Below are 11,775 nucleotides of genomic sequence, written 5' to 3'. Positions count from 1 at the left end.
GACGTCACCGGTGGATCTCGCGCAGGGCGTTGGTGGCGCAGTGCACCTCGCCGCCGTTGAGGTGGGCCCAGGAGATGTTCTCGACCCAGTGCACCCGCACACCGTTCGCGGTCAGCCGCCTCTCGGCCTCGTCGCGGAAGAGGTCCCGTCCGGCGACGCGCGGCCCGTGCGGCACGGGCGCGGCGAAGTCCCGTGCGGTGAGGGACAGTCCGTTGGCGAGGGCGGGGGTGACGGCCACGGAGCGGCGCGGCAGTCCGCCGCCGGGGTCGATACCGACGTACAGCACCGGCAGCCGCACGAGTTCCTCCGCCTTCAGGCCGGTGGCCCTCAGCAGGACGTCGAGTTGTCGGTCGATGTGCCGCGCGGCCTCCTCGTTGCCGCCGCTCACGCGTTCGTGGTGCAGGAACTCGTCGATGGTCGGCCGGTCCGTGGCGACGGTATCGGCGAGCAGTCGCTGCCCTCCCTCGCCGGCGCGCTGTGCCTGCTTCAGCAGGCTCATCGCCGTGCGCGGGTCGGAGACGGCGAGGGTCCAGCCGCGCGCGTTGTCGGCGCGTACGACGTGGACGGTCTCGTCCACGTGCCCGACGAGCAGCCATGAGGTGTCGATGACGACGGGTGGCTGCTGTCCCTGGGCGCGCAGCATCCGGATGAACGAGGGGTCGGGGCGGCGGTGCTCGGAGCTGCCGTAGAGGATCCGGCCCCGTGGATAGCCGGCGTAGGGCGGCAGCGATTCGAGGTTGCCGGTGAAGTTCAGCAGTTCGTCGACGTTCTTGTCGCGGTGCGGGGTGTACTGCTGGACGACGGCCACGTCCGGGCCGCGCAGATCACGGTGGAGCAGCCGCCCGGAGCGGCGCAGACTGGCCGAGCGGCCGTCCTCGGAGGCCCAGTAGTTGGGGGACCGCAGCAGGACACGCATGGTGTGCGGGCCGTCGGGGGTGGGTTTGGTGACGTATCCGGGTTCGGCGATGTCCTGGCGCCAGACGTCCCGCCACCACGGGGCGGTGCCGCGCTGGAAGCGGAGTTCGCCCTCGGGCAGGCCGGCCTTCCGGGCCGCCGAGCGGAGCGAGTCGGCGAAGGCCCGCCACTGGCCGGGGCGGCGGGTGGCGGCCGGGATCTCGACGGGCTGTCCCGTGCCCGGGCCGGGTGCGGCGGCGAAGACGTGCTCGGCCCGTTGGAGGTCGTGCTGCAGGAGGACCGGTGCCGTGCGCAGGGTCACCCGGGCACGGCGGGTGGTGTCGTGCTCGGTGACGGTGAGGGTCACGGTGATCCGGCCGTCCCACCGGGCCGGGTCGCGCACGATGTCACGCCCCTCGACGGCCAGCCGCGCGCCCCGTCGCAGCTCCTCGGCACCGATGCGGCCGTCGGTGCCCAGGGATACGTACCGCCCGTCGCGCTCGATGAAGATCCGTGCGTACGGGCGCTGGGCGGCGGGTACCGCGACGCGCCCGGTCGCCCGTTTCCCCACGCTCATCGGCCGTACGCGCACCGGGGTGAGGTCCTTGGCGTCCTCGGGGCCGTTGACCTGGTCGTCGGCGGCGTCGTGGCAGGCGGCGAGGCGCTCGTCCACGGCCACGTCCAGCCGGTCCAGGTCACCGGGGCGTACGGTGCAGCGCCGGGCGTCGTCGTCGAGGTTGGGCAGCAGCACGGTGCCCTGCGGGGCCCGCAGCTCGGGAGCGGCGGGTGTGCCGGCCCGCGCGGCGGTGGGGGACAGTGCCGCGGCCACCACGGCCGCGCAGGCGAGGACGCGGACGCGGGTCCGCCGGGTGCTCGGTGGTTGGTCCATGACTTCACTGTGTCGGCGGGGGCGGCCGTGCGCCTCGTCCACCGGGTGGAGCGGGGGTGGGCCCTTCGGTGCAGTCGGCGGCGAGGACGCCTCCGCTCAGGGTGGGAGAACGGGGTTCCGGGCCGTGTGTCGCACGCGTGGAGCCACCCGGGTGGCACGGCGTCGGACGGTGTCTGTGGTGCGGCTGAGAGGGAACAGGCACTAAGTGCCTGACCTCCCCGATCCCCTGACGACCCTCGTCCGGCGCGGCAAAGAACCCGCGGTCGCGCAGACCCTGCGTTCGACCACCGCCGCGGTGATCTCCTACGTGGTGGCACTGTCGCTGAGCAGCGAGCCCGTGCCGCTGACGGCACCCCTGACCGCCCTGCTCGTCGTCCAGGTCACCCTCTACTCCACCCTCACCACCAGCATCCGCCGAGTGAACTCCGTGGTGGTGGGGGTGTTCATCGCCATCGGCTTCTCCACCATGGTGGGCCTCACCTGGTGGAGCCTGGGGCTGATCATCCTCGCCTCCCTGGTCATCGGGCGTTTCGCGCGGGCGGGGGAATTCGTTCCCGAGGTGGCGATCAGCGCCATGCTCGTCCTCGGCGTCACCCGGGTGGCGGAGAGCGCGTGGGACCGGGTGCTGGAGACGCTGATCGGCGCGATCGTGGGGCTGTTGTTCAATGTCTTCTTCGCCCCTCCGGTGTGGGTGCAGCCGGCCAGTGAGGCCATCGAGCACCTGTCGCGCCGGATGGGACGTCTGCTGCGGCGCATCGGCGAGGAGGTCGAGGGCCGCACGACGGTCGAGGAGGCCGCGGCCAGGCTCTACGAGGCCCGTCGGCTGGACCACGACATCGTGGAGGTGGACGCCGAACTCCGGCAGGCCGAGGACAGTCTGCGGCTCAATCCCCGCGTCAAGGAGGGAGAGCTCTTCCGGGTGGTGCTGCGGACCGGTCTCGACGCCCTGGAGATCGCCGCGGTCGTCCTGCGGGTGACGTGCCGGACCCTGACCGACCTCGCCAAGGAGCGGACGGACGAGCCCTTGTTCGAGGAGGAGGTGGCGAGGGCGTTGCAGGAGGTGTTCACCCATCTCGCCCTCGCTGTCGAGAGCTTCGCCGTGCTGATCACCACGCAGGTGAGCTCCAATGCCGAGGACGCGGAGGACAGGCTGGTCAGTGAGCTCGCCGCGGGCCGCGCCAGCCGTGACCGGGCCGCCGACCTGCTGCTGGTGCGCGTCCTGGAACACCCCCGGCAATGGCAGTTGCACGGTGCGATCCTGACCGAGATCGACCGGATCCTGGACGAGCTGGACGTGGAGGAGCGGTCCCGGCGGCTGGTGGACGAGCTCGACCGCCGCTCCCGCGAGCAGCAGGACAGGCACCCGCTGCTCGCCGGCCTCCGGCGCCGGGTGCGCAGGAGCCGGTACGGCTGGCGGAGCACCGCGTGAACGCCCTTCGCCGGCCCGCCGCGGCACGCCGCTCCGGTGGAGGAGCCCGGCCCCCGGAGCGACAATTACGTGACAACCGTTTCCGTTTCGCTTCGATCGTCCGATCGGGAGGCCGCGTATGAAGGCGTCCTCGGCCCGTGGCCCGGCGCTGCTCGTGGCCACGTGCACGGCGCTGGCCCTCGGCTGCGAGAGCGGTTCGTCCGGCGCCGGATCCTCCGCCACCGGCCGGCCGGGCGCCGTCCCCGTGGTCGCCTCGACGAATGTGTACGGGGACATCGTGCGGCAGATCGGTGGCGACCGGGTCGAGGTCTCCTCGATCATCGGCGACCCGTCGCAGGACCCGCATTCGTACGAGGCGGGAACCCAGAACCAGCTGGCGCTCTCCCGGGCGCGGGTCGTCGTCGAGAACGGCGGCGGCTACGACGACTTCGTCGGCAGGATGCTGCGCGGCACGAAGAATTCCTCGGCCCAGGTCGTGAACGCCGTGCGGGTCTCGGGGAAGACACCGGCGGCGGGCCAGGAGCTCAATGAGCACCTGTGGTACGACGTTCCGGCCATGGGGAAGGTGGCCGACCGGATCGCGGACGCATTGGCCAAGGCCGCCCCGGGCGACGCCTCGGCCTTCCGCCGCAACGCCGAGGAGTTCCGGGGGAAGCTGACCGCCCTCCAGGCCGAGGAGGCGCGGATCAAGGCGGATCACGGAGGCGCCGCGGTAGCGGTCACCGAGCCGTTGCCGCTGTATCTGACGGAGGCGAGCGGTCTGCGGAACATGACACCGGCGGACTTCAGCGAAGCCGTCGAGGAAGGCACCGAGGTCTCCCCCGGCAGCCTGCGGGAGACCCTCGACCTGCTCACGGGAAAGCGGGTGAAGGCCCTGGTGTACAACGAGCAGACCACCGGTCCGCAGACGGAGAAGGTGAAGCGGGCCGCCGAGGACCACGGGATCCCGGTGGTCCCCGTGACCGAGACGCTCCCCGCGGGCAAGGACTACGTCGGCTGGATGACGGCCAACGTCCACGCGCTGCGACGGGCACTGGGGACGTGATGGACCGCTCGGAGACGACCGCACCGCATTCCCCGCACCCTCGCCGGGCGACACCCCCCGGCGAGGGCGCGGGGACGGCCGCACCGGTGATCAGCCTGCGGGGCGCGGCGCTGTCCTACGGCGACCGGGTGCTGTGGCGTGATCTGGACCTGGAGGTGCGGCCCGGGGAGTTCCTGGCGGTGCTGGGCCCGAACGGCTCCGGCAAGACGAGTCTGCTGCGGGTGCTGCTGGGCCGGCAGCGGCTCACCGCGGGGACGCTGTCGGTGCTCGGTCACGCCCCCGATCGCGGCAGCAGCGACATCGGTTACGTTCCCCAGCAGAAGCCGCTGCCCGTGCACACCGTCCTGCGGGCACGCGACCTGGTACGGCTCGGCCTCGACGGCCACCGCTGGGGGCCGTCGCGGGCGCGCGCCGCGGGTCGCCGCCGGGTGGACGAGGCCCTGGCGGTGGTCGGGGCCACCGCGTACGCGGACGTGCCGGTCAGCAGGCTCTCGGGCGGCGAGCAGCAGCGTGTCCGGATCGCGCAGGCACTCGTCACGGACCCGCGGATCCTGCTCTGCGACGAACCGTTGCTCTCCCTCGATCCGCACCACCAGCGCTCGGTCACCGAGCTCGTGGACCGGCGGCGCCGCTCCGCGGACACCGCCGTCGTCTTCGTGACGCACGAGATCAACCCGGTGCTGGGGATGGTGGACCGGGTGCTGTACCTGGCGGGCGGCGGGTTCCGGATCGGGCCGCCGGAGGAGGTGATGACCTCGGCCTCCCTGTCGCGGCTGTACGGCACGCGGGTCGACGTCGTCCGGGTCAGGGGCCGCGTCGTCGTGGTCGGGGCGCCTGACGAGGGCGCCGACGGTCCCGCGCACCCCCACTCCGGCGGGCAGCCCGACGGTCCCGCGGCGGAGCACCCGGGCGGTCCGCACGGCGACGGGCCGCCGTGAGCGGGCCGGGCGGTCCGGCCGTCGGCGGGGCGAGCGGCACGGTCCCGCGGCAGGTCTTCGACTTCGACGACTACGGCGAGCTGCTGGGTCTGGTCCACGACACGCTGATCGCCGGGGCTCTCCTCGGCCTGGTCGGCGGGCTGGTCGGAGTGTTCGTGATCATGCGTGATCTGCCGTTCGCCGTGCACGGGATCAGCGAGCTGTCCTTCGCCGGGGCTTCGGTGGCGCTGTTCCTCGGGCTGAACATCGTGGCGGGGGCGATCGCCGGTTCCCTGCTGGCGGCGGGGGCGATCGGGGTGCTGGGCGTCCGCGCCCGCGACCGCAACTCCGTCATCGGCATCATCATGCCGTTCGGCCTGGGGCTGGGCGTGCTCTTCCTCTCCCTCTACAAGGGCCGGACGGCGAACAAGTTCGGCATCCTCACCGGCCAGATCATCGCCGTCGACACCCCGCGGATGTCGTGGCTCCTCGGCACCTCGGCCGTGGCGCTCGCCGCCCTCGCGATCATGTGGAAGCCGCTGACGTTCGCAAGCGTCGACCCGGAGGTGGCGGCGGCCCGGGGCGTCCCCGTGCGGGCCCTGTCCCCCGCGTTCATGCTGGTCCTCGGGCTCGCGGTCGCGTTGTGCGTACAGATCGTGGGGGCGCTGCTGGTGCTGGCGCTGCTCGTCACCCCCGCGGCCGCCGCCGCGCGGGTCACGGCCTCGCCCGTGCTGTTGCCCGTACTGAGCGTCGTCTTCGCGCTGGTGTCGATGGAGGGAGGGATCCTGCTCGCCGTCGGCAGCACGGTCCCCATCAGTCCGTACGTCACGACGCTCTCCTTCGTGATCTATCTCGTCTGCCGCCTCCTGGGCGCGCGGCAAGGCGGCAGGGTCACGGAACCGGCCTGAGGCGGGCGGGGCGGTCGGCGTGGGCTCCGCTCGCTCCGGTCGCCCGAACGGGCGCACACTGAAAAGGAGACTCCGTCGAGCCGTTTTCGGGCACGGACGGAAGGAGATCTTCATGCATCCCGTCGCGATCGCCGGTGCCGCAGCCGGCCGTCTCGCGCATTACGCGGTCTCCGGCGTGGTGGGCGGTCTGATCATCCGGGGAGCCGCCAAGAAGCTCCCCGAGGCGAAACCGGCCGCGCGCAAGGCGCTCGTGGGAGGCATCGCGGGCGGCATCGTCGCCGGCCGGTGGCTCGCGGGGGCGGCGGAAGAGGCCCGGCTGAAGGCCGGGGACGTACTGGCCGAGGCCCGGACCACCCTGGGCGAGGAGGCGCCCCCGCCCTCCGCGGTCGGCGTCGAGGACCACGACCACGGACACGAGCACTGATCATGTCCGCGGTGGTCGTACGCTCCGTCGCCGGCGGCCGTGCCCGGCTGACCGTTCCCTGGCTGCGGGCCCGGCCCGGCAGTGCCGGACAGGTGGACGAGCGGCTGACCGGGATCAGCGGATTCCGCGCTCTGCGGGTCTTCCCCCGTACCGGCAGCGTCGTGATCTGGGTGGCCCCCGACGACCTGGACGTGGACCGGCTGGTCGCCGCGCTCGAGGAGGCGCCGCCCGCGTCCGCGCCCGCCAGGCCCACGCGTTCGATGCCCGACTCCTCCACCGGCGAGGTCGCCCGGCTGGTGGTGGGCGGGGCCGTGCTCACGTTCATCGCGCTGCGCCGGCTGCTGCGCCGGCCACGGGTGGCCTTCGGCTCCTCCGGATTCGCCGGGGTGGTCACCGTCTTCACGGGGCTGCCGTTCTTCCGGGGCGCCTTGCGGGCGCTGCGCGGTCACCGCTCCCCGGGCACGGACACCTTGGTCACGGCCGCCACGATCATCTCGCTGGTGCTGCGGGAGAACGTCGTGGCCCTGACCGTGCTGTGGCTGCTGAACATCGGTGAGTTCCTCCAGACCTTGACGCTGCGCCGCACCCGGCGGGCCATCGAGGAGCTGCTCACCGTCGGCGAGGAGCGCGTCTGGCTCGTACGGGAGGGCACCGAGGTCGAGACGGCGCTGGAGGACGTCGAGCCGGGCGACGTGGTGGCCGTGTACGAACACCACAGGATCCCCGTCGACGGGCACGCCGTGACCGGTGAGGCGCTGGTGGACCAGGCGGCGATCACGGGCGAGGCGCTGCCCGTCTACATCCGGGCCGGATCCCCCGTCTACGCGGGCACCATCCTCACGTCCGGTTCGCTCACCGTCCGTGCCACGTCGGTGGGGCGGGACACCACGGTGGGCCGGATCATCAGCCGGGTCGAGGAGGCCCAGGCGGACCGGGCGCCGATCCAGACCGTGGCCACCCGCTTCACCCAGCGGTTCGTGCCCGTCTCCTTCGCTCTGGCGGGACTCACCTATCTCGTCACCCGTGACGCGCGCCGCGCGATGACCATGCTGCTGATCGCGTGTCCGTGCGCGGCGGGCCTGGCCACGCCGACCGCGATCAGCGCCGCCATCGGCAACGGCGCCCGCCGCGGCACCCTCATCAAGGGCGGCACCCACCTGGAGGGCATCGGCCGGGTCACGGCGGTGGTCTTCGACAAGACGGGCACGCTCACCTTCGGGCGGCCGCTGGTCACCAGCGTGGTCACCCTCAGCGAGCGGTTCACCGCCGACGACGTCCTGAGCCTGGCCGCCTCCGGTGAACTGCACGCCCGGCACCCGCTGGCCCAGGCCATCGTCGCGCACACCGAGGAGCAGCACCTCCAGGTCCCCATTCACCAGGCCTGCGAGGTCGTGCTCGGCATGGGCATGCGGGCGGAACTGGACGGCACCCGGCTGCTGATCGGCAGCCCGGCCCTGCTGCGCCGGCACGGCGTGGAGCTGACCGAGAACGCCCGGGGCTGGACCGATCGGCTGCGCGGTGGCGGCGAGACCGTCATCTGCCTGGCCCATGACGAGGATCTCATCGGCATTCTCGGGGTGTCGGACGCGGTGCGCGCCGGGGCCGATACCGTCATCCGCCAGCTGCGGGACCTCGGTGTCGCGCGTCTGGTGCTGCTGACCGGTGACGCGCCGGAGACCGCGCAGGTCGTCGCGGACACCCTCGGCATCACGGAGGTGCACGCGCACGCTCTCCCGGAGGGCAAGCTGCAGCTGATCCGGGACCTGCAGGCCGAAGGCCACACGGTGGCGATGGTGGGCGACGGCACGAACGACGCCCCGGCCCTCGCGCTGGCCGATGTCGGCATCACCATGGGCGAGCACTCCTCGCACGTGGCGCTGGAGACCGCCGACATCGCCCTGGCGGGCAACGATCTGCGCCAGGTCGCCGCCGTCGTCGAACTCAGCCGCCACACGCTGCGCGTGGTACGGCAGAACTACGGTCTCGCGATCGGCGTCAACCTCGTCGGTCTGCTCGCCGGAGCCGGTGGCTCGATGAACCCGGTGCTCGCCGCCCTGTTGCACAACACCAGCAGCATCGCCGTGGTCGGCAACTCCGCCCGGCTGGTCAACCACACCCCGCACCTGCCCCGGGAGCCCCACGGCCCGCTGACGGCGGCGCCCCTGGAGGACCACCGGGTGCACTGACGCCGGCGTGGCGGCCACAGTGGCCGGCCCACCCTGTCAGCGTCAAGTCGGTCTTGTATCCGCCGGCTTGAGGTGCGGTCGTGCCGCTTGGGCCATACTTGTTCGGTGCATATAGCAACGGAGATCCCAGCGCCCGCACCTCGCCCGAAGCGCCGCAAGGCGCCGTGGCTCATCGCCCTGGCCGCGGCTGCGGCCTTGGGCGGCCTGACGTACGCCTTCACCGGGGGCGAGGACACCGTTGAGGGCTTTCAGGAACGCCCGATGGCCTGCTCGGAGGCCATGTATGCCATGGGCTGGGTGCTTCCCGACCCTGCGAGCGACCAACGGTGCACCGAGCTCAGCGGCGGCCTTGCGGGCCACACCCAGTCGGGCACCTTCCGCATGGCACGCGCCGATGCCCGCCCCTGGCTCGCTTCGCTGGACGGAGAGCGGTATCCGCCGGACGGGGCGGGATCCGGCAGCGTGGTGGAACGGAAGGAAGGGCTCGCCCTGGAAATCCTCAGGCCGACGGGCAGCCTTCAGGCCAGCAGGGTGAAGGTGGACGTCCGCTGGGAAGGGGAAGACACCGCAGTCGTCACCTTCGAGACGTTCGACTAGGTTTCCCTACCGCCTGCGGTGCGGACCGCAATGCGGCGCTCGGTGCGAGGGTGAAGGAGACGAACCTCGGCTTGTAGATGCTGGGGTCCTTGTAGTGCGCGCCGGAGGCTCCGACGGTCGTATCGAAGCTGTTGACGTTGTAGGACAGCGTCCAGCGGTCCCCCGAGGCCAGGGTCGGATGCACATGGGCGTTGTAGGCGAAGACGTTCTTGTCCCCGTAACTCCCCCAGAGGCCGACCTCGGGCATCCGGTAGATCACGTCCTTCCCGTCGGTGAAGCTGAAGGATCCTTGCGGCTGGCAGCTGCTCCAGAGTCGGATCTTCGAGCTGAACGCCTCGGTGCTGTCCTGGCTGACCAGCACGTACTCGTCGTTCCATTTGGTGACGCTGAATTCGTTGGCGACACCGCCCATGATGTTGTCGCCTTCGGCTTCCTTGGTCATCCAAGCCTGCCGGTCGTTGTTGAGGAACATCCACCGGTCCACCTTGGACAGGTCGCTGCCCTTGACGCGCGCGACTCGCAGCTGCTTGTTGGTGGGTGCGTCCTCGATCCCGTAGATGTACGTGTAATCGTCGCCGCTCTTTGATGCGGGAAGTACGGCAGCACCCCACTGCACGCCGGAATTGGCGGACGGAACTTCTTGCACCGATACCGGGGACTTGAGATTGCCGAGCTCGAAGGTGGCCACGACCATGCGCTCGAGCCTGAAGTCCCACGCGCCGCTGCCGTATCGGTGCCATTGATGGAAGATGACCTGCAGGCGGTCCTTGCCGTCGACGTCGGCGATCATCCCGTCACCCAGCCAGTACCAGCGGGAGGTATCGCCGCCAGGAGGCGGCATGATCGCGCGCGGAATGCCGGCGGTCCCGCCGGTCACGGTCTGCAGTTGGCTTCCGTTCTGGATCACGAAGGAACTGTTCACCAACGGTGCGCTGGTCGGCCGTGTGCCGTCGGAGTTCAGTGGCCCGAGGAACGTATCGGAGAACATCCACAGGATCCGGCCGTCCGGCATTCTCACCGAATACGTCGAGTCACCCCCGGTCCATCCGTTGGGAGTCGTCTTCGCGTAGTCGAGAAAAGTTTTCTCCGGAGCCGCCTTGGCCTCGACCTGCTTCGCCACGGGGAACTGGCGGTTTTCGCATGTCTTGAGGACTACCTTGGAGTACTGGGCGATCTTGCTGGCATGGCCGGGAACGTCGTCCTTGCCGCACAGCCAGTTCGCCCCTGCCGTCATGCTGTACATGATCTCGGACTTGGTCGACCACTCCCGTTTCACGCTGAGGTCGATCCCGATGTCCAGGGCGTCCTTGGATCCCACCCCGTGCTCGCCTTCCCAGGCGAGTCCTACCGATCCACCCGCTTCGTCGAACCTGCTCCAGTTCGGCGAGCTCACCTGGGTGCAGTGGTCCATGTCGCTGCCGATCCACGCGGGGCGCGTCACGGACTCGTCGCGGTTGCCGCCGGTGTGCCGGACCGGGTCCCACCCCTGGTAGAGCTCCAGGCCTCCCGAGTTCTGACAGGAATAGAGCATGTATTCCAGCTCGACCTGGTACTTTCTCGGTTTTCCGGCGTTGGCACCGGCCCCGATCCCGGACGCCGGCCATTCCATGGTTCTGCCGCTGGAGAAGGTCTTGGATCCGGAGGCGGTCCAATCGCCGATTTTCACTGCGGCTTCGTAGGTCGCTTTCGCCTCGTCGTTGAACTTCATTCCCCCGCCACCGTCGTCCACGGGGTAGGTTTCGCCGATGTCCGCCCAGGCTTTCGCCTGCTTCAGGAACTGCTTCAGGTAGCAGGGCGGTGGAACGTCTGCCGCGCCCGACCGCATTCCCGATGGAGCTTCCGCGAAGCGCACATCGAGCAGTACGGGAGTCGGCTTCGCCGCGGAACGCGAGCGAGAGGCGCCGGATGGCGCCTGAAGGGGATCCGCCCAGGGGATGCCGGTTTCGCCTGCTCCGCGCGAGCGGACAGAGCCCCCCGTCACGGCCAGCCGATCGCGCTTCGGGTCGTAGATCTCGACCTCGAGTTGGACGATGTCGCCGTCCGAGACGTATTCCTTCTTCAGGTCGCTGCGCCGCAGCACGACGGCGAACTCATCGCCCTCCATCGTCACCGCGCTCCGGGGAAGCTTGAACCGGGGGACCGCGTCACCCGGCTTCAGCGCTCCGAGTACGTCCTGGTTCGCTCCCGCCCATACGCTGAACCGCGCGCCCTCCAGCGATGTGCCATCACTGGACCGTCCGGTCAATGCCACCGGGCCGTCGACATCAAGCGAAACGGGCGGAGGGGAGGGCGAAGCTTTCGCCGCCGGACTCGCACCTGGGGAATCACTCGTTGTTCGGGCATTCGGAGCCGGTGCGTTGCCCAAAGACAGGGGCAACACTGCCATGCACACGATGCCACCGACCACGCGTTTCCAACGCGCTCCCCTTGCGACACGCCTCACTGCGCCTCCTGGCCTGGGTGACCACGGGGGATATTCCGGGAAG

At 70.8% G+C, this 11,775-nt stretch carries 9 protein-coding genes; 7 read left to right on the top strand and 2 right to left on the bottom strand.

Annotation, left to right across the window (positions count from 1 at the left end; all coding sequences use genetic code 11):
* Positions 1-4: 4 nt before the first annotated feature.
* Positions 5-1,783, bottom strand: coding sequence for a protein-arginine deiminase family protein (locus JO379_RS31695; RefSeq protein ID WP_209518195.1), 1,779 nt, complete (start codon positions 1,781-1,783; stop codon positions 5-7).
* A gap of 205 nt (positions 1,784-1,988) precedes the next feature.
* On the opposite strand from JO379_RS31695, the gene JO379_RS31690 reads away from it, so the two are divergent.
* The 7 genes from JO379_RS31690 to JO379_RS31660 all read left to right on the top strand — a co-directional run bounded on the left by JO379_RS31690 (position 1,989) and on the right by JO379_RS31660 (position 9,289).
* Positions 1,989-3,212, top strand: a complete 1,224-nt coding sequence (locus tag JO379_RS31690) for an aromatic acid exporter family protein (RefSeq protein ID WP_130880453.1) — start codon at positions 1,989-1,991, stop codon at positions 3,210-3,212.
* A gap of 118 nt (positions 3,213-3,330) precedes the next feature.
* On the top strand, positions 3,331-4,257 hold the full coding sequence (locus tag JO379_RS31685; protein ID WP_209518193.1) for a metal ABC transporter solute-binding protein, Zn/Mn family: 927 nt from the start codon (positions 3,331-3,333) through the stop codon (positions 4,255-4,257).
* Positions 4,257-5,195: a metal ABC transporter ATP-binding protein gene (locus JO379_RS31680; protein WP_209518995.1), complete on the top strand. Its 939-nt coding sequence runs from the start codon at positions 4,257-4,259 to the stop codon at positions 5,193-5,195. The genes JO379_RS31685 and JO379_RS31680 overlap by 1 nt, the downstream gene beginning before the upstream one ends.
* Positions 5,192-6,082 (top strand): metal ABC transporter permease, encoded by an 891-nt coding sequence (locus JO379_RS31675; RefSeq protein ID WP_209518191.1) that lies wholly within the window; start codon positions 5,192-5,194, stop codon positions 6,080-6,082. Before JO379_RS31680 ends, JO379_RS31675 begins: the two co-directional genes overlap by 4 nt.
* Positions 6,083-6,194: 112 nt before the next feature.
* Positions 6,195-6,506, top strand: a complete 312-nt coding sequence (locus JO379_RS31670) for a DUF1490 family protein (RefSeq protein WP_130880449.1) — start codon at positions 6,195-6,197, stop codon at positions 6,504-6,506.
* A 2-nt stretch (positions 6,507-6,508) separates the two neighbouring features.
* Positions 6,509-8,692: a heavy metal translocating P-type ATPase gene (locus tag JO379_RS31665; RefSeq protein WP_209518190.1), complete on the top strand. Its 2,184-nt coding sequence runs from the start codon at positions 6,509-6,511 to the stop codon at positions 8,690-8,692.
* 105 nt (positions 8,693-8,797) lie between these two features.
* The gene (locus JO379_RS31660) at positions 8,798-9,289 is read left to right on the top strand and encodes a hypothetical protein (protein ID WP_130880447.1); all 492 of its coding nucleotides are present in this window, start codon (positions 8,798-8,800) and stop codon (positions 9,287-9,289) included.
* Here JO379_RS31660 and JO379_RS31655 read toward each other — a convergent pair.
* Complete coding sequence (locus tag JO379_RS31655) at positions 9,267-11,540, bottom strand: DUF5005 domain-containing protein (protein WP_209518188.1); 2,274 nt, start codon at positions 11,538-11,540, stop codon at positions 9,267-9,269. The two genes, JO379_RS31660 and JO379_RS31655, sit on opposite strands and share 23 nt — an antisense overlap.
* Positions 11,541-11,775: the final 235 nt, after the last annotated feature.

Source organism: Streptomyces syringium (assembly GCF_017876625.1).
In the GTDB taxonomy this organism is placed as follows: Bacteria; Actinomycetota; Actinomycetes; order Streptomycetales; family Streptomycetaceae; genus Streptomyces; species Streptomyces syringius.
This window is presented reverse-complemented; position numbering and strand designations above follow the sequence as displayed.